At 64.4% G+C, this 17,851-nt stretch carries 21 protein-coding genes; 4 read left to right on the top strand and 17 right to left on the bottom strand.

Going from position 1 to position 17,851, the window contains the following annotated elements:
* Nucleotides 1-254: 254 nt before the first annotated feature.
* From QRQ56_RS27860 to motA, 17 genes are all read right to left on the bottom strand, one after another.
* Nucleotides 255-1,160 (bottom strand): flagellin, encoded by a 906-nt coding sequence (locus QRQ56_RS27860; RefSeq protein WP_438744385.1) that lies wholly within the window; start codon nt 1,158-1,160, stop codon nt 255-257.
* A gap of 265 nt (nt 1,161-1,425) precedes the next feature.
* A complete protein-coding gene (gene fliP, locus QRQ56_RS27855) occupies nt 1,426-2,166 on the bottom strand; it encodes a flagellar type III secretion system pore protein FliP (RefSeq protein WP_438744384.1) in 741 nt (246 codons plus the stop codon).
* Nucleotides 2,163-2,606 carry a flagellar basal body-associated FliL family protein gene (locus tag QRQ56_RS27850; RefSeq protein ID WP_438744383.1) on the bottom strand — a complete coding sequence of 148 codons (444 nt, stop codon included), beginning with the start codon at nt 2,604-2,606 and terminating at the stop codon, nt 2,163-2,165. Before QRQ56_RS27850 ends, fliP begins: the two co-directional genes overlap by 4 nt.
* Before the next feature lie 39 nt (nt 2,607-2,645).
* A complete protein-coding gene (flgH, locus tag QRQ56_RS27845) occupies nt 2,646-3,353 on the bottom strand; it encodes a flagellar basal body L-ring protein FlgH (RefSeq protein WP_438744382.1) in 708 nt (235 codons plus the stop codon).
* On the bottom strand, nt 3,354-4,139 hold the full coding sequence (locus tag QRQ56_RS27840; RefSeq protein ID WP_438744381.1) for a MotE family protein: 786 nt from the start codon (nt 4,137-4,139) through the stop codon (nt 3,354-3,356).
* Nucleotides 4,140-4,206: 67 nt separating this feature from the next.
* Entirely contained in the window at nt 4,207-5,337 is a 1,131-nt protein-coding gene (gene flgI / locus QRQ56_RS27835) for a flagellar basal body P-ring protein FlgI (RefSeq protein ID WP_438744380.1), read from the bottom strand.
* Nucleotides 5,334-5,786, bottom strand: coding sequence for a flagellar basal body P-ring formation chaperone FlgA (gene flgA, locus QRQ56_RS27830; protein ID WP_438744378.1), 453 nt, complete (start codon nt 5,784-5,786; stop codon nt 5,334-5,336). The genes flgI and flgA overlap by 4 nt, the downstream gene beginning before the upstream one ends.
* Nucleotides 5,787-5,823: 37 nt before the next feature.
* Nucleotides 5,824-6,612 (bottom strand): flagellar basal-body rod protein FlgG, encoded by a 789-nt coding sequence (gene flgG / locus QRQ56_RS27825; protein ID WP_438744377.1) that lies wholly within the window; start codon nt 6,610-6,612, stop codon nt 5,824-5,826.
* Nucleotides 6,613-6,630: 18 nt separating this feature from the next.
* Complete coding sequence (locus QRQ56_RS27820) at nt 6,631-6,960, bottom strand: flagellar hook-basal body complex protein FliE (RefSeq protein ID WP_438744376.1); 330 nt, start codon at nt 6,958-6,960, stop codon at nt 6,631-6,633.
* 2 nt (nt 6,961-6,962) lie between these two features.
* The gene (flgC, locus tag QRQ56_RS27815; protein ID WP_094977116.1) at nt 6,963-7,379 is read right to left on the bottom strand and encodes a flagellar basal body rod protein FlgC; all 417 of its coding nucleotides are present in this window, start codon (nt 7,377-7,379) and stop codon (nt 6,963-6,965) included.
* 11 nt (nt 7,380-7,390) lie between these two features.
* The gene (flgB, locus tag QRQ56_RS27810) at nt 7,391-7,792 is read right to left on the bottom strand and encodes a flagellar basal body rod protein FlgB (RefSeq protein WP_438744375.1); all 402 of its coding nucleotides are present in this window, start codon (nt 7,790-7,792) and stop codon (nt 7,391-7,393) included.
* 65 nt (nt 7,793-7,857) lie between these two features.
* Nucleotides 7,858-8,943, bottom strand: coding sequence for a flagellar biosynthesis protein FlhB (gene flhB / locus QRQ56_RS27805; RefSeq protein WP_438744374.1), 1,086 nt, complete (start codon nt 8,941-8,943; stop codon nt 7,858-7,860).
* Nucleotides 8,944-8,956: 13 nt separating this feature from the next.
* Nucleotides 8,957-9,997, bottom strand: a complete 1,041-nt coding sequence (locus QRQ56_RS27800) for a flagellar motor switch protein FliG (protein WP_438744373.1) — start codon at nt 9,995-9,997, stop codon at nt 8,957-8,959.
* Nucleotides 9,998-9,999: 2 nt separating this feature from the next.
* Nucleotides 10,000-10,386 carry a flagellar motor switch protein FliN gene (fliN, locus tag QRQ56_RS27795; protein WP_438744372.1) on the bottom strand — a complete coding sequence of 129 codons (387 nt, stop codon included), beginning with the start codon at nt 10,384-10,386 and terminating at the stop codon, nt 10,000-10,002.
* A 52-nt stretch (nt 10,387-10,438) separates the two neighbouring features.
* Nucleotides 10,439-10,753 (bottom strand): hypothetical protein, encoded by a 315-nt coding sequence (locus QRQ56_RS27790; RefSeq protein WP_438744371.1) that lies wholly within the window; start codon nt 10,751-10,753, stop codon nt 10,439-10,441.
* A complete protein-coding gene (locus tag QRQ56_RS27785; protein ID WP_438744370.1) occupies nt 10,734-11,675 on the bottom strand; it encodes a flagellar motor switch protein FliM in 942 nt (313 codons plus the stop codon). The genes QRQ56_RS27790 and QRQ56_RS27785 overlap by 20 nt, the downstream gene beginning before the upstream one ends.
* Nucleotides 11,672-12,568 carry a flagellar motor stator protein MotA gene (gene motA / locus QRQ56_RS27780; protein WP_438744369.1) on the bottom strand — a complete coding sequence of 299 codons (897 nt, stop codon included), beginning with the start codon at nt 12,566-12,568 and terminating at the stop codon, nt 11,672-11,674. Before motA ends, QRQ56_RS27785 begins: the two co-directional genes overlap by 4 nt.
* 143 nt (nt 12,569-12,711) lie before the next feature.
* Here motA and QRQ56_RS27775 point away from each other — a divergent pair, with 143 nt between their 5' ends.
* The 4 genes from QRQ56_RS27775 to QRQ56_RS27760 all read left to right on the top strand — a co-directional run bounded on the left by QRQ56_RS27775 (nt 12,712) and on the right by QRQ56_RS27760 (nt 17,024).
* Complete coding sequence (locus QRQ56_RS27775) at nt 12,712-13,497, top strand: DUF1217 domain-containing protein (RefSeq protein WP_438744368.1); 786 nt, start codon at nt 12,712-12,714, stop codon at nt 13,495-13,497.
* Between the two features lie 3 nt (nt 13,498-13,500).
* Nucleotides 13,501-14,229 carry a flagellar basal-body rod protein FlgF gene (gene flgF, locus QRQ56_RS27770; RefSeq protein WP_438744367.1) on the top strand — a complete coding sequence of 243 codons (729 nt, stop codon included), beginning with the start codon at nt 13,501-13,503 and terminating at the stop codon, nt 14,227-14,229.
* Nucleotides 14,230-14,271: 42 nt separating this feature from the next.
* Nucleotides 14,272-15,597, top strand: coding sequence for a flagellar protein export ATPase FliI (gene fliI, locus QRQ56_RS27765; RefSeq protein WP_438744366.1), 1,326 nt, complete (start codon nt 14,272-14,274; stop codon nt 15,595-15,597).
* 791 nt (nt 15,598-16,388) lie between these two features.
* A complete protein-coding gene (locus QRQ56_RS27760; RefSeq protein WP_438744365.1) occupies nt 16,389-17,024 on the top strand; it encodes a MarR family winged helix-turn-helix transcriptional regulator in 636 nt (211 codons plus the stop codon).
* Nucleotides 17,025-17,851: the final 827 nt, after the last annotated feature.

Below are 17,851 nucleotides of genomic sequence, written 5' to 3'. Positions count from 1 at the left end.
TTTGAAAACAGATTGAATGGGGACATACCGGACTTGCACCGGTACGACAGGGCGGCATCATGCCTTTGGGTTTGCGGAAATGCGCGTGAACCCAACCCGTCGTAACGGCGAGACTAGCCAGTGAAGCTTGTGCGGGGCTTGTGGCCCTGTGATCCTTTCGCAACAGATGCCAAAATCATGGCGCGCGGCGAACGCGCCAAACGAAAGGGCCGCGCTTCTTGCGAAGCGCGGCCCTCCGCAGACGTTTCTGGGACTTAGCGGAACAGCGACAGGATGCTCTGGCTGTTATTGTTGGCGATCGAGAGCGCCTGAACGCCGAGCTGCTGCTGGACCTGGAGAGCCGCCAGGCGGGTGGACTCCTGGTTCATGTCGGCGTCGACGAGCTGGCCGATACCGCGATCAACCGAGTCCATCAGCGACTTCACGAACTCGGAGTTGTTCGAGATACGGTTCTTGATGGCGCCGAGGTTGGCGGCGCCCGAAGACACCGTGCCGATCGCTGCAGTGACCTTCGCGATGTAACCATCGAGAATGGTCTGGTCGGCGGCCGAGTCAGTCAACGCACCGATGTTGAGGCTGTCGACCGAGGCGCTGCCGCTCACCGTGTCGAGGATGCCGTTCGTGCTCGAGGTGTAGAGCGAGTAGTTGGCGACGGTCACCGTGATCGAGCTGGTGGTCGGGGTGGAGCCGACACGCGAGAACGACGACACCAGGTTGACGGTGGTCGGCGTGGAGGCGTTCGTGCTCAGCCAGTTGACGCCGTTGAAGGTCGCCGCGCCGGCGACGTTCTTCATGTCCTGCTGGATCTGGCTGACTTCCGACTGGATCTTGCTGCGATCGATACCGGCGGTCTTGGCTTCGACCAGCAGCGACTGCAGCTTGGTCAGGCCGGAGTTGCTGTCGCCGAGCACCTTGTTCAGAGCGGTGTACTCGGTGTCGACGGTCGCGGCCGACAGACCGAGCGAGTCGGAGACGGCGGAGAGCGCGGCGTTGTCGGCGCGCATCGAGGTGGCGATCGACCAGTAGGCGGCGTTGTCCGCGGCGGTGGCCACGCGCTGACCGGTGGAGATCCGGCTCTGCGTGGTGGAGAGTTGCGAGCTGACAGACCGGAGGGTCTGGAGCGCGGTCATGGCGGACGAGTTCGTGAGCAGGCTTGACATTGCGAATGTCCCTTTATGTACGCGTTACATTTTCATCAGGGGACATACCGGACTTGCACCGGTACGGAGGGGCGGCATCATGCCTTTGGACTAATGTGGGTGGGGTCCAACCCGCCGTGCCGCATTGCTAACACGCGAAATCTTGCTCGCGGATTAAGATCGGCTTGAATTCTTCAACAATATCAGATGGTTAATATTACCTACCGCTAACCATAAGGCGGTACGTTTCGCTAACCATGACAGGGCGCCGGGCGATCGCCGCCCTTTACGAGAACGAGCGCACCAATCCCGAAGCGAGCAGATTCCAGCCGTCGATCAGCACGAAGAACAGCATCTTGAACGGCAGCGCCAGGATTGTCGGCGGCATCATCATCATGCCCATCGACATGGTCAGCGTCGCCACGATCATGTCGATCACGAGGAACGGCAGGATGATGAGGAATCCGATCTCGAACGAGCGCCGCAGCTCGGAGATCATGAAGGCCGGGATGATGACGCGCAGATCGACGCGCTTGTCGTCGAACTTCTTGCGGAAGCTTTCCGCTGCGAGCGACTCGAAGGTCTGCAGATCCTTGTCGCGGACATGGGCCAGCATGAACTCTCGGAACGGATCGGTGATCTTCAGATAGGCCTGCTCTTCCGAGATCTCGTTCTTCATCAGCGGCTGGACGCCGGTCTCCCAGGCGCGGTCGAAGGTCGGCGCCATCACGTAGAAGGTCATGAACAGCGCGAGGCTGATCAGCACCAAGTTGGCCGGCGTGGTCTGCAGGCCCAGCCCGGCGCGCAGGAACGACAGCGCCACCGCGAACCGCGTGAAGCTCGTCACCATGATGAGCAGCCCCGGCGCCACCGACATCACGGTGATCAGGGCCATCAGCTGGATGATGCGGCCGCTGGTCGAGCCGTTTCCGGGCGGCAGCAGCGAGTTGAGGTCCGGAATCTGGGCGAGCGCCACTTCGGGCAGCACCATCAGGATCAGCGCAAGCAGCAGGACTCTCACTCTCACTGGATCACCAAGGTCTCAATGATCAATTCGCGGATCTTGCCCGACGAGCGGATGTTGGCGCGCTCGCTCAGATCGTCGCGCAGATGCTGGAGCCCGCGCGATCCCTCGAACTGCGCGACCGACGCCGAGCGAAGGTAAGTGACGATGTCTTCGCTGATGTGCGCGGCCAGGATTCCGGCCTCCTCGTCGTTCATGCTTTCGGTCACCATGGAGGCTTCGATGCGGGCCCAATTGTTGGCGGGTGCGCCGAGATTGGTCACGATCGGAGACAATTTTCGCAGCCGCGCGCTGCCGGCATAGCTCGACGCGATCGGCGGCGGGGTCGCACTCTTCTTCGCGTCGGCAACACGCTCGGCGGTCGCAAACAGATGCAGACCGGCCAGCGCGCCCGCACCGATCGCGACAAGGGTCAGCACCACGATGGCGGCGATCAGGCGCATGACGTCCTCTGCCCTCGCCCGGCCCTGCCGGCGCGGCCGTTAGAATGGTGCCACGGCGTCATAGATCCGATGTCCCCATCCAGGCTGCTGTACGTCGGACAGATTTCCGCGACCGCCATAGGACACGCGCGCCTCGGCGATCTTCTCGTAGGAAATCGTGTTGGTGCGCGAGATGTCGCGCGGACGCACGATGCCGCCGACATTGAGCACGCGCATCTCCGTGTTGACGCGGAACTCCTGCGAGCCGCTGATCATGATGTTGCCGTTCGGCAGCACGTCGGTGACGATGGCGGCGATCGAAAGCTTGATGTCCTCGGTGCGGTCGATCTGGCCGTTTCCCTTGATCTGGGTGTTGGTGCTGAGGTTGGCGTTGGTGGAGCCCTTGTCCTGCCATCCAGCGACGTCCATCAGCCAGTCGAGCCCGAACTTGATCTGCGAATCGCGCGAGCGGCCGGTCTTGTTGTCGAGCTTGGCCTTGTCCTGCATCGAGATGATGACAGTCACGACGTCGCCGGTGCGGCGGGCGCGCGGATCGCGGTAGAGATCGGTGCCGTCGTCCCAGGTCGAGCGAAAGCTGACCGGCGTGCGCATGCGCGGCGTCACCGGAATCGGATCGGCCTGGGTCCGCAGGCCGGCGCCGACCGGCGACATCTGCGGGCCGGTCAGGACCTCGGCCGGATCGTGCATGCATCCGGCCAGCAGCAGGGACGTCAGGAGAAGCGGGAGGATGAGGATCGGCTTCTTCATCTATCTGGTCTTTCCGTCATCCACGCGACGCATGCCGCCAAGCAGGTCGGCAAGGTGTGCCGCGCGTGCCGTATCCATCTCGTTGAAGATCGCGCTCGAGCTCCTCGGGCTGAGCTTGGCGAGCACGGCGGCGGCGGTCTCGTCCGCCATGCCGGCGATCTGGGTCGCCGCGGCGTCGGGCTTCATGCGCGAATAGATCTCGACGACGCTCGCCTCGGCCTTCTTGAGGAAATCGTCGCGCAGCGCCATCCACTTCTCGTATTCGGCGCGCTTGGCCTCGACCTCGGCGATCCGCTCGCGGAGCAGATTCTCGGCCTTTTCCAGCTCCTTGAGCTGCCAGGCCAGTCTCGCGTCGACGGCGGGATCGGCAACGTTGCTGCAGAACAGCGCGACTTCGTTGTCCGCGGACGCCGCGGCCTGCGGCGGCGCGGGCTTCGGCGGCGCCGTGATGCTGCCGGGCTTGGCGGGACGAACCGGTGCGGGCGCAGGTGTCGGCGCAGCCGCCGGAGCAGGCGCAGGCGTCCCGGACGCTGGCACCGCGCCGGTGGCCGCGGGGTCGGAATCCTCTGCGGCCCATGCGGTCGCCTGGATCGATGCATTGCCGCTCGGCGCCGTCGTGACCGGCTGCGGCTTTTGCGGTCCGGCCGCGCGGGCGCGCGCAAAGGACAGCAAATTGAGCGGCTTCGACGGCTTGGCCTCGTCCAGCGCGAGCACGGGCGAGGCGCTCGCGAGCATCGATGCCGCGACCAGCAGGAGGAGTTTGGCTTTGTGTTCCAGCGTCAGCATCGGGCCGCGTACGATTCTCGCTTCAGACCCCAGCATTGAGCGACCAAGCTTGCACGACGCTTGTGCATCATTGCACGATGACGTCGGCCTGGAGCGCGCCGGCCGTCTTGATGGCCTGGAGGATCGCGATGATGCCCGACGGCTTCAGGCCGATCTGGTTCAAGCCGCGCACCAGCCGCTGCAGGTCCACGCCGCTGAGGATCGCCACCTGCGATCCCGCCTCATTGGCCTCGACCACGGTTTGCGGGACGACCACCGTCTGGCCGCGCGAGAACGGCGCGGGCTGCGACACGACAGGCATTTCCGTGACCCGAACCGTCAGATTGCCGTGCGTCACCGCAACGGTCGATATCCGCACGTCGCGTCCGATCACCACCGTGCCGGTGCGCTCGTTGATCACCACCCGCGCCGGCGTGTCCGGCTCGACGGTGAGCTCGCCGATCTCGGCCAGGAACCGGACCGGACCGATGTGGCGCGGCTTCGACAGCACGATGGTGCGGAAGTCGCGTTCGAAGGCGATCTGCGCGCGATAGCGGCCGCCGGCATAACGGTTGATGGCATCGAGGATGCGCGTTGCCGTGACGAAATCGGGGTTCTTCAGCTCCAGCACCAGGAATTCCATCTCGCGGAGGCTTCCCTGAACCTCGCGCTCGACCAGCGCGCCGTTCGGGATGCGCCCGGCGGTCGGCGTGCCCTGGCTGACGTTCTGCGCCTGGCCGCCGACGCTGTAGCCGGCGACCGTGATCGCGCCCTGCGCGACCGCATAGACCGCGCCGTCCGCGGCGCGCAGCGACGTCATCACCAGCGTGCCGCCGAGCAGCGACGTCGCGTCGCCAAGCGAGGACACGGTGACGTCCATGCGCTCGCCGGGCCCGATCGAGGGCGCGAGGTCCGCGGTCACCATCACGGCCGCGACGTTGCGGGTGCGCAACGTGGTCGGACGCGGCGGATTGTTGGTGCTGGTGGTCTCGTTCCTGACATTGATGCCCATGTTCTCGAGCATCGATTGCAGGGACTGCTCCGTGAAGGGAGCATTGCGAAGCGTGTCGCCGGTGCCGTTCAGGCCGATCACGAGGCCGTAGCCGACGATCTGGTTCTCGCGCAGGCCCTTGATGTCCGCGATGTCCTTGACGCGGACGGCGGCATGGGCACCGACGGCCGAAAGCAGCAGGACGAGTGCAACGAGGATCCTGGTCATGACCCGTCCACGACCTTGACGGTGCCGTCGGCCTGAACGACGCCCCTGATGATCACGCCGGTATCGGTATTGCGCACGGGGATCAGCGCGCCGGCCGCACCCGACTGCATCGCCGCGCCGTAGGTGACGATGGACAGGCCGCTGTCTTCCACTACGACCTTGACCATGGCGCCGCGGGCGACCGTCCAGGGATCTTCCACTGCGTTGCTGGGAATGGGCTGGCCCGGCAGCAATGCGCGCCGCGCCATGCGGCCGACCAGGACCTGGCGTCCTTCGATGAACATGGCGACGCCGAGCAGGCTCGGCGCGAAGGCGCGCTCGGTGATCATGTCGTCCCGGATCAATTCGCCGGCGCGGATCGAGACCGCCGGCACGGGCAGCCGCTTCTCTTCGGCCACGGCGAGGCGCGCCGAAGCCAGAACCAGCAGCGCGGCGGCCAACCCGCGCATGATCAGGCCTCCCCTGTTCAACATCAAGACACCGGAACTAGCGCATGCCCTTCGAGACGGTCTGGGCCATTTCATCCGAGGCCTGGATGACCTTGGCGTTCATTTCGTAGGCGCGCTGCGCCGAAATCAACTCGGTGATCTCCTTGACCGGATCGACGTTCGAGGCTTCGAGATATTTCTGGTTGATCTTGCCGTATCCGGAATCGCCGGGCAGGCCGACCACCGGCGTGCCGGACGCCGTGGTCTCCTTGTAGAGATTGCCGCCGAGCGGCTCCAGGCCCGCTTCGTTGGCGAAGTTGGCGAGGTTGAGCTGACCGATCTGGCGCGGGTTCACTTCCGTGTCGAGCTTGGCGAACACCTGGCCGGTGGCATTGACCGTGATCTCGACCGTTCCTTGCGGCACCGTGATCGCGGGGTCGAGCAGATAGCCGTCGATGGTGACGAGCTGACCATTGGCGTTGGTGTTGAACGAGCCGGCGCGGGTGTATTGCACCTCGTTGTTCGGGCCGAGCACCTGAAACCAGCCGCGGCCGTTGATCGCCATGTCGTAGGGGTTGCCGGTCTGCGTCAGCGCGCCCTGGATATGCAGCTTGCGGATCGCCGCCGACTTGACGCCGAGGCCGAGATTGGCGCCTTCGGGAATCGGCGAGGAGCCGTTGACGTTGGCGACGCCCTGCATGCGGTCCATCTGATAGAACAGATCGGTGAACTCGGCACGCGCACGCTTGTACGACGTCGAGTTGATGTTCGCGATGTTGTTGGCGATGACTTCGATGTTGGTCTGCTGGGCATTCATGCCCGTGGCCGCAATGGCGAGCGATTTCACTTATCTCACTCCTTCAGATCAAATCGACATCCGGACGACTTCTTGATAGGCCTGCACGACCTTGTCGCGTACCGCGACGGCCGTCTGCAGCGCCTGCTCGGCCGACATCAGCGCTTCCACGACCTTGCGCGTGGATTCCTTGCCCTGCATCGCCGAGATCGACGCCGCCTCGCCCGCTTTCAGCGTTCCGATCGCGTCGGACGTCACCTGCTTCATCACCGATTCGAAGCCGACGTCGTCTGTGGTCTGGACCGCCGCCGTCGCCGCGGGCGAGATCGCCTGAGTCTCGGTCGCGCGGGTCGCTAGCTGTCCCGCGGAGACCGCCGTGGATGAAATCGCTTCAAGCATCGTCAGCTCCTCAGGAGATCGATGGTCATGCCGAGCATCGACCTGACCTGTTTCACGACCTGGAGATTGGCTTCATAGGAGCGGTTCACTTCCCGCATGTCGGCCATCTCGATCATCATGTTGACGTTGGGCATCTTGACGTAGCCGGCCTTGTCGGCGGCGGGATGTCCGGGATCGTACTCGACGCGGTACGGCGTGGTGTCGACGCCGATCTCCTTGACCTTCGCGAGCTGCGAGCCCGAGGCGCGGTCCATCGCCGCATCGAAAGTGATGGTCTTGCGCTGATAGGGATCGGCACCGGCGGTGCGTCCGGTCGAGGTCGCGTTCGCGAGGTTCTCCGAGACGATGCGCATGCGCGTCGATTGCGCTTCGAGCCCGGAGCTCGCGACCGTCAACGATGCCTGCAGGGAATCCAGCATGTCAGTTCACCTCAAGTCTTCGCACCGGCCAGCATCATGCGGTGGAACGACCGCACGATCGCCGAATTCATCGAATAGTCGCGACTGACGTCGCTGCCCTTGATCATTTCCTGCTCGAGGCTGACGGAGTTGCCGGAGTGGACGACTTCCCAGCTGTCCTTCTTCGCGGTCGCACGCGTGTCGGTCTCGGCCGCGGACAATTGCATGTGCGAAGGCGACGTCGTCGCGAGCCGCACCGGCATGCCGTCGAGTATCTTGTTGAATGGCTCGACATCGCGCGCCCGGAAGCCCGGCGTGTTGGCGTTGGCGACGTTGGTGGCAATGGTCGACTGGCGGAGCTCGAGATAGCGCGCCTGCGACGATGCGAGTTCGAAGAGATAAAGCGGTCCCACGACAGCCCCATACTTGTCCATTCGGGGAGAAGCCTAGGGCGTTAAGCTTTCGTCAAGCTGTTGGGCGAGACGTCGTCCTCGGAATTCTACTGAACCTTCTCGGTTCGCGGCGCCTGCTTCGACTGCAGGAAGTAGATGATCTCGGCGACCGGGCGGAAGAATTCCGCTGGGATTACCTGGTCGACCTGCACCGCTTCGTAGAGCGCGCGCGCCAGCGCCTTGTTCTCGATGACGGGAATCCGGTTCTGCTCGGCAACCTCGCGGATCTTCAGCGCGATCACGTCCATGCCCTTGGCCACGACGATCGGCGCGGGGTTCTCCTCGCGATTGTAGCGCAGCGCGATCGCGAAGTGCGTCGGGTTCGCGATCACCAGCGTCGCGCGCGCGGCGGAAGAGATCATGCGCTGCCGCGAGCGATCGCGCGCCAGCGAGCGCAGGCGGGCCTTGACGAGCGGATCGCCCTCGGCCTGCTTGTGCTCGTCCTTGATCTCCTGCTTGGTCATGCGCAGCTCGCGGCGCCAGTGGAAGCGCGCCCAGGCGAGATCGATGGCAACCAGAACGATGGTCGCGATGCAGATCGCCGAGACGATCCGCATCGCGATGTTGAGGATCATCTCCGGCAGCGCGACCGGATCGGTGTACATCGCCTCGAAGGCCTGCGCCTCCGAAGAGCGCAGCACGAACACGACCACGGAGGTCACCGCGGCCAGCTTGAACAGCGACTTGCCGAATTCGACGAAGCCGCGCACGCCGAACAGCCGGCTCCAGCCGCCGATCGGAGAGATGCGCGACAGGTCCGGCTGGATGCGCTCAAGCACGAAGCGCGGCGCATTCTGCAGGAGCGAGGAGGCGAGCCCGAACACCATGAGGATGACGACCAGCGGCGTCAGGAACCGCAGCGCCTGGAGGCCGACCACGGTGAGCAGGTTCTGCGCGTCGGCGCCGGTGGAGAGCGGGAAGCCTGCCGGATCGTCCAGCAGGTTCGTCAAGGTCGGCGTGAATTGCTGCACGCCCTGACCGATCAGGAACGCCATAATGACCAGCAGCGCGGCCATCGAGGCGAACATGGAAGCCTCCCGAGAGACCGGAATTTTGCCCTGTTCGAGCGCATCACGGACTTTCTTCTCGGTCGGCTCTTCTGTCTTGCTCTCCTGATCTGATGATTCTGCCATGCCCTTTCAGCGGTCAGCGGAAGACCAGCTCATCCTCCTGCTCGGGGTTGAGCTCGATTTCGCCCTTCTCCGCGAGGTCGAGCGCGAGATCGGTGATCACGCGCCGCGCCTCCAGCACGTCGCGCTGGTTCGAGGGCTCGCCGATGGCAAGCTCGTGCTCGACGACGCGGCGGACGCGCGATGCGACCGAGGACAGGATCAGTTCGCGGAAGTGCTTGTCGGTGCCCTTCAGCGCGATGACGATGCGATCGGTCGGCACCTGGTCGAAGATCATGGTGCGCGCCTTCGGCGTCAGGTTGGTCACGTCGTCGAAGGTGAACAGCAGCTCCTTCAGCACTTCGGCCGATTTCGGCCGCTTCTCCGACAGGCTCTTGAGCATGTCCTCGATATGGCCGCGCTCCATCTTGTTGATGATGTCGGCGACGCGGGCGTAGGTGTCGGCGCCGAGATTGCGGGCGAAATTGAGCGTCAGGTCCTCGTGCAGCGTCTTCTCGAGCACCTTCATCGCGTCGTCGACGATCGGCTTGAGGCTGAGCACGCGGCGCATCAGCTCGTTGCGCAGGCTCGAGGGCAGCTGGCTCATGACCTTGGCGGCGCAGGACGGCTTGACCTTGGACAGGATCAGCGCCGCGGTCTGCGGATGCTCCTTGGACAGGTAGGTCGCCAGCGAGTTCTCCGACACCGATGAGACGCGGTCCCACACCGACCGGCTCGAATTGCCGAGCAGGTCCGACATGATCGCCGACACCTGGTCGGCGGGAAGCACGTCGCCGAGCACGGCCTCAAGGCCGCCGAGGGTGCCGAGGATGTTCGCGCCCATCGAGAATTGCTGGGCGAACTCCTCGACGATGGATTCGAGCTCCTGCGCCGTGATCGGCCGCAGCTCCGCCGCGGCCTTGGTGACGATGCGAATGTCCTGTGGCTCGAATTGCGCGAGCACGCTCGCGGCCGCCTGCCGGCCCATGGCCAGGAGGAGCGCCGCGACCTTTTCCGTTCCACCCAGCGAAGCAACGCCTCGCTGCTTGATGGGAGCGATGCCGACCTGTGCCGCCATGGTCAGCTATCGCCCTGCCCCAGCGGTCCGACGATCTCCGTGAGCGAGACGCCGAAGCGGGAATTGTCCTCTTCGACGACGACCACCTCGCCGCGCGCGACGATGCGGCCGTTGACGACGACGTCGACGGGCTCGCCGACCCGGTGGTCGAGCGGAACCACGGCGCCGCGGCCGAGCTTCATCAGGTTCGCGACCGGGATGGTCGCCGATCCCAGCACCACCTGCATGGTGACGGGAATGCGCAGGATCGCATCGACATTGCCGAACTTGCCGCTCTCCTCCGCCGTGCGCGCGGCGATTTCCGCGAGCCGCTCGAGCGGGGTCGTTTCCGTATGCCCCTCGTCGGCGGCAGCTCGCGTGGCAGAGTCATAGTCGAAGGATTGCGCCATCTGGTATCGCCTCTTGGTATTTCCGCTCGTATTGGTTCTGCCGGCTTCGGCTTCAGTGCTTGTTCACTTCGGGGCCACCGGCGGTCGCGGCCGGCGCAAGCCCGCTGCGGGCATCGAGCGCCGCGATCGCCTCGTGGGCCTGGTCGATCTTGGTGCTCAGCACGTTGGCGAGGCGCCCGAGATTGGCGGTGGAATCATGCGCCGCGGTGATGACCGTGTCGAAGGCACCCGCCGTCTCGTGCACGATGGTGGAGAATTCGCCCTGGTAGCTGCGCAAGCGCGCCAGCTCGCGGTGCATCTTGGTCACCCGCATGCTGGTGAAGGCGAGCGCGATCAGCAGCACGGCATCAACGAGATAGGATATCATCGACGAACTCCCGCTTCTGATCGACGGGATCGGCCACCTGCATGGCGTAATAGCCATCAAGCTGGCCGATCTGACACCAGAACAGCACCTGATTGTTGCTCTCGAGGCGGGCCAGCGTGCGCGGCGTGGCCTCCAGCTCCAGCACCTGCCCCACCTTGAACTTCACGACATCCTCGAGCGAAATCATCTTTTCGTCGAGCACGGCGCTCAGCGTCACCTCGGTCCGGTGGACCTCGCTCTCCATCTGCTCGCGCCAGCGCGGATCGGTCGTGCGGCCGTCGCTGGCGGTGACGGTTGCGAGCTTCTGCCTGAGCGGGTTGAGCGCGGAGTGCGGAATGATCAGGAACATCTGACCGCCGCGGTAGAGGGCCTGCACCATCATGTTCGCGCAGATCGACATGTTGCTGGCGCGACCGATCGCCAGCGATGCCATCGCCGTCTCGACCCGCTCGACGCGGAAGGTGACGTTGGACGTTCCGGCGAAGGCGCCTTGCAGCGCCTTGGCGAAGCGCTCGAACAGCGCCTGGACCAGCCGGATCTCGATGTTCGAGAAGGTGCGCTCGACGTCGAGCGGCGGCTCGGCGCCGTCGGAGCCGAACATCGCCTCGACCATCGTGAACACGAAGTCGCGGTCAAGCATGATGATGACGCGCGAGTCCCACTGCTCGGCATAAAGCACGGCCGCGACCGCGTTGCCCTCGTAGTCCTTGATGATGTCGCCGAGCGGATCGTTGGTAATGCCGTTGACCGAGAAATAGCACGGCGTTCCCGCCATCGGCTGCAGGCTGTCGGTGCAGGATGCCGCCATGCGATCGAAGATCACATTGAGCATCGGCATGCGCTCGATCGAAATGCCCGCAGCGTCCAGCAAGTAGTTCGGGAGCTGCTTCTTCTGATCGACCTCGACGTCGTTCATCATCATGCGCGGGCCGCCTTGGGTTCAGCATCGGACACGACGGCCTTGGGACCTGCGATCGTCTCGTTCTCGACGACGTCGATCGAAGGCCGCTCGCCGCTCGCGATCATCTTGCGGCCGTGCTCGACGGCGATCTGCGGCATGGCGCCGTTCATGAAGGCCAGCAGCGTCTGCTTGACGATGATGTAGGGGCGGCACTTCTTCTCGCGCGTCATCTTGATCTTGATGGCGAAGGGCGAAAGGACGCCATAGGACAGGAAGATGCCGGCGAAGGTGCCGACCAGGGCCGCGCCGATGAAGCCGCCCAGCAGCTTCGGCGACTGGTCGAGCGCGCCCATCGCCTTGATGACGCCGAGCACGGCGGCGACGATGCCCAGCGCCGGCAGCGCCTCGGACACCGTCACCAGCGCATGATAGGGCGCCAGCTTGCTCTTGACGATGGTGTGGATCTCCTCGTCCATCAGCGCCTCGATCTCGTGCGTGCGCGCATTGCCCATGATGATGAGGCGGACATAGTCGCAGATGAACTGGAGCAGCGAGGGATCTCCGAGCACGCTCGGGAACGCCTTGAAGATCTCGGAGGACGAGGGATCGTCGATATGCGCCTCGACCTCGTTGCGGCCCTTGCCCCTGAGCTCGCGCATCAGGGCGTGGAGCGCGCCGAGCAGGTCAAGGTAGTAGCGCTGGCCGGGCACCGCGCCTGTGATGGCCTGCATGCAGGCGACGCCGGTGTCCACGACCGTCTTCCACGGATTGGCCACGATGAAGGTGCCGACCGCGGTCCCCATGATGATCACGAATTCCCACGGCTGCATCAGCACGCCCAGGTGCCCGCCCATGGCGGCAAACCCACCGAGCAGCGCCGCCACCGTGATGAAAACCCCCACGAAACTGCCCAACGCGCCGCTCCATCGCCGATCCCATCGGGAATATCTAGTCGTCGAGCCTTGCGCGAGGCTGGCTTCCCGCCTCGCCAGCCCCGCGCAAGCAATCGGCGGCAGCTTGGGGCGGCGTCGCAACAGCGGCCAGAAGGGCGCGTGTCATGCTATCCACCATCGCGGACTACACCAGGCTGACCAAGGACATGGGCAAGTCGCTGACGCAGGTCGCGACGCAGCCGGATGTCAGCCGCGAGACCGACTACTTCCTCAGCCATATCGGCAACGTCAAAACGATCGACGACTTCCTGAAGGACTATCGCCTCTACTCGTATGCGATGAAGGCCTACGGCCTCAGCGACATGACCTACGCCAAGGCGTTCATGCGCAAGGTCCTGACCGAGGGTGTCGGCAACAAGGACACTTTCGCCAACAAGCTGACCGACACCCGCTACCGGGAATTCGCCACGGCCTTCAATTTCGCAGCCCTCGGCGCCAACGCGACCAAGACAACCCAGGCCACGACCGGCACGGCGACCCATTACGTCACGCAGACGATGGAGCAAAAGGCCGGCGACCAGAACGAGGGTCTGCGGCTGGCGCTGTATTTCACCCGCAAGGCCTCCACGATCACGACCGCTTACCAGGTCCTCGCGGACAAGGCGCTGACGCAGGTGGTTCAGACCGCGCTCGGCCTGCCTTCGACGATCAGCGCCGCCGACATCGACGCCCAGGCCAAGCTGATCACCAACAAGGTCAAGCTGACCGATTTCCAGGATCCCGCCAAGGTCACCAAGTTCGTGCAGCGCTTTGCGGCGATGTGGGACGCGACCCAGGCCCAGAGCGACAGCTCGACCAATTCCGCGCTGGTGCTGATCGGGGGCGCATCCTCGGCCAGCATGGATACCAACATGCTCGCGACTCTTCAGAACATCAGGTTCAACAGGTAAGTCATGCAATCGGCCCTTTATGTGGGTTTGTCGGCCCAGGTCGCGCTTGAAAAGCGCCTCCAGACGATCGCCAACAACGTCGCCAACGTCAACACGGCGGCGTTTCGCACCGACGTGGTGAAGTTCGAGACAGTGCTGTCCAAGGCCGGCCCTAATCCGGTCGCCTTCTCCTCGCCCGGCGACAACATCATCTCGCGCGAGCAGGGCAACATCACCGAGAGCGGCAACCCGCTCGACGTCGCCGTGGTCGGCCAGGGCTGGATCGCCTTCGCCGGCCCGAACGGCACGGTCTACACCCGCGACGGCCGCCTCCAGATCGCCCCCAACGGCGATCTTCAGACCGTGAGCGGCTTCCCCGTCGTGGATTCCGGCGGCGCGCAGCTCACGCTCGACCCCAACGGCGGACCGATCTCGGTCGCGCGCAACGGCGCGATTACCCAGGACAACAACGAGATCGGCACCATCGGCCTGTTCAACATCCCCGCCGACGCCAATCTCGAGCGCTACGGCAATTCCGGCGTCACGCCGGACCGGCCCGCCACCGCCATCGCCGATTTCTCGCGCGACGGCTTCAAGCAGGGCTATGTCGAGGGTTCCGGGGCCAACCCCATGATGGAATTGACCAAGCTGATAGCGGCCTCGCGCGCCTTCGACGGCACCAACTCGATGATCGAGGGCACCGAGGGCTCGCTTCAGAACGCCATTCGGACGCTGGGCGAACCCGGCAAGTAGACCGCGCCTCGTGCGCATCAGGATTGAGGTTGGACGGTTTCCTTGAACGCTCTTCGACAACTCGAGTGGGCGCTGCTGGAGCTGCAGCAGAGCACTCCCCTGGCAAGCGTCAGCGGCGCGATCTCCGAGATCGCGCCGACGCATTTCCGTGTCTCCGGCCTGTCGCGCTTCGTCAGGCTCGGCGAGCTCATCGGCGTCAATTCCGGCGGTAAGCCCCAGATCGGCGAGGTGGTGCGGATCGACAGCGAGGGCATCGTCGCCAAGCCGTTCGACCGGCAATTCGCCGGCGGCCTCGGCTCGGTCGCCTACCGGATGCCGCCTCTGTCCTTTGCGCCCGATCCGAGCTGGAAAGGCCGCGTCATCAACGCCCTCGGCGCGCCGCTCGACGGACAGGGTCCCCTTACCCCGGGCTCCCTTGCGGTTTCGGCGGAGGCCGAGGCGCCGTCCGCCATGAAGCGCGCGCGCGTGCACAAGCCGCTGCGCACCGGCGTGCGCGTCATCGACCTGTTCGCGCCGATCTGCGCCGGCCAGCGCGTCGGCATCTTCGCGGGCTCCGGCGTCGGCAAATCGACGCTGCTCGCCATGCTCGCCCGCAGCCAGGGTTTCGACACTGTGGTGCTGGCACTGGTCGGCGAGCGCGGCCGCGAGGTGCGTGAGTTCATCGAGGACGTGCTCGGCAACGATCGCCACCGCGCCGTCACCATCGTGTCGACGGGCGACGAAAGCCCGATGATGCGACGGCTGGCGCCGAAAACCGCCATGGCGGTCGCCGAGTATTTCCGCGACCGCGGCGAATCGGTCCTGCTCATGGTCGATTCGATCACCCGTTTCGCCCACGCAGCCCGTGAGGTCGCGCTCGCCGCCGGCGAGCCCGCTGTCGCGCGCGGCTATGCGCCGACGGTGTTCACCGATCTGCCGCGCCTCCTGGAGCGCGCCGGACCCGGTGAGGAAGGCTCGGGCACGATCACGGGAATCTTCTCCGTGCTGGTCGACGGCGACGATCACAACGAGCCGATCGCGGACACCATCCGAAGCACGCTCGATGGACACATCGTGCTTTCCAGGCACATCGCCGACCAGGCCCGCTATCCGGCCGTCGACGTTCTGGCCTCGGTCTCCCGCCTCGCGCACAACGTCTGGGACCCCGAGGAGCGCGAGCTGGTGAGCAAGCTGCGCACCATGATCGCCAAATACGAGGATACGCGCGACCTCCGACTGATGGGCGGGTATCAGTCGGGGCGTGATTCGGGGCTCGATCAGGCCGTCGACATGGTCCCGAAGATCTACAACGCGATGCGGCAGGATGCTTCGGCTGCGCCGAGCGCCGATCCATTCCGCGAGCTCCGGGACATGCTCAGGGGCGATTAGCAGGTCGAAACACCGGGCGCGCGCGACAGGCGCCCGCCTCCTCCAGGTCCCGCGGGACTGTGCCGTAACGTCTCAACCGTTGGGTTGAGGGGAATGGGTGGCTGCACCGAAAACAGCCGCATGAGCGTTTTCGCGCATATGACGGCCAGCAACCGGCACGTGTATTCCCAGCGAGTTCCCTCCGACGATCGGGCTCACCCTCGCACAAGTTGTGGATGACGTGCCGATACGCACCGTCATCCTGCACAAGCTTCGATCAATTTGCGCCAGACACAGACGGCAAGATCAGGCGCAATCATAGTGTCGTAGAGCCGAGTGCATATGCTTCGCCCGACAACGTATTGCATTCACTATCATGTGTACCGACCGAGCGAGATTGTCTTGAACGTTACATTCGCACGCAACGACATCTGGGGCGCGCGAGGGTCTGTACTTGATTTTGTTGAGAAGCTCATTCATCGTTTCGGCGGAATATAAGAAACGTCTGCGTGTGACTTGAACTCAGGGGCTTCGGTTGAACTATTCCGATCCATCGTCGGCTGGCGACGGCAAACCGGGCTCCCGTGTGACGACGCCGTTGGCATGCCAACGCAGCGGCTTCCCACTCCGCAGCACGCAAGCTCCATCGATCAAGCTTGGGCGCGCTGCCATTCGTTCTTTCGAACGAGATCTCGACACGACGCGTGCGCCGCGCGACTGCGCCCGCCTGATGTCTTTCGAAGGATTCGCGGGCCACAGCGCAAAGCGGCTTCGGGACGCCGCAAACCAAGTTCCGGGGACGAGGTAGGTTCATGCCATTGGCACGAGAAGCCGTCGAGCTGCTGGTTCAGGCGGCCAGGGCTTGGTATTTCGAAGGCAACCAGCATGGATTGCGCGATCGGGAATGGATGGCGCTGCGCTTTCTCGGCCGCGCCAACAGGTTTTCGCGTACGCCCTCCGCGCTCGCCGGATTCATCGGCGCCACCAGAGCGACTGCATCGCAAATCGTGAAGACGCTGGAGAGCAAGTCGTTTCTCGTCCGCAAGCCGTCGCAGGAAGACAAGCGTTCTGTCGTCCTGCACGTCACCGCGCAGGGCGAGAAATGCCTGAGCCAGCACGATCCGATCAATCACGTGGTGAACGCTGTCAGGGGGCTCGGCAACGACGAATGCGCCAAGCTGCGCGACTCGCTGCGTGAGGTCCTCAATCACCTCGACGCAGCGCATCAGCGGCTCGATGCCAGTGTCTGCCGCGACTGCATGTTTCTCGCCGAGCGCGGCCCGGGCACGGCCAAGGGGCGCGCGAACGCCGAATTCATGTGCCGGCTCTATCGCGCTCCAATCTCGCTCGAGGAGACCGAGCTGCTGTGCACCAGCTTCGAGCGTACCCGCGATCGCCCGAAGATCGAGGAGCATCTCGATCGCGCACGAATGGCGAGCCAAAGCTAGCCATTCGCAATTTTCGAAGGCATCATTGCGCAAGGCTTGCGGATCATTTCGTAACCGCTGCTCGTTTTGAAACGCCGCACGTTCGTATAGTGATGCGATGCGACTCGGCGAAGTGTGGCTTCGCATCGACGGGACGCAAGCACGCGGCACGGTACGAAGAGATGAGTCCAGAGCGCGTGAGTAAAGCATAGCGCACGAATTCTCCTCGTCATTGCGAGCGAAGCGAAGCAATCCAGAATCCCTCCGCTGAGGAACTCTGGATCGCTTCGCCGCAAGAGCTCCTCGCAATGACGGCCGATGGGGTGATAGCTCCCTCCCTAGCAACACTGTCATTCCCCACCTCGTTCACATTGCGCACTGAAGCCCGACGTTGACCGAATCAACCCTGGCGAGCTGGGATGAGCGGGGCGCGGCAAATCCGAATTTCGATATGATAGAATGTCTCTTGAGAAGCAGATCAACGCAGGTTGATAAATCCCGGATCGAGCGGACAACGCAGCCGCCCTCGCCCATTCCGTCATCCTGAGGCGGGAGGTATGGGACGCAACGCGTCCCATGGAGAGCCTCGAAGGATGGATGGCCCCACTGCAGCAGGGACGAACGCCCCCGCTGCAAGCTGGCCGTCATCCCCATTTAAGGCTCACTGACGAGGCCAGCATCTCCGGCGACAACGGTCCTGCCATTGCGCGGCGGGCGACGGTGCCGATCATTCGAGGAGCCAACGATTCGGCGCGAAGCGCCGCCCGGTGCGGGGCCTCGCCACATCGGGATCCCCGCGACTGACGCCCCGGGGAATCGCCGCGCTCGCCCGGGCTATGGCGCGCCGG

Source organism: Bradyrhizobium sp. U531 (assembly GCF_051710265.1).
In the GTDB taxonomy this organism is placed as follows: Bacteria; Pseudomonadota; Alphaproteobacteria; order Rhizobiales; family Xanthobacteraceae; genus Bradyrhizobium.
The sequence above is the reverse complement of the archived record's forward strand: the minus strand, read 5'-3'. Positions and strand labels throughout refer to the sequence as shown.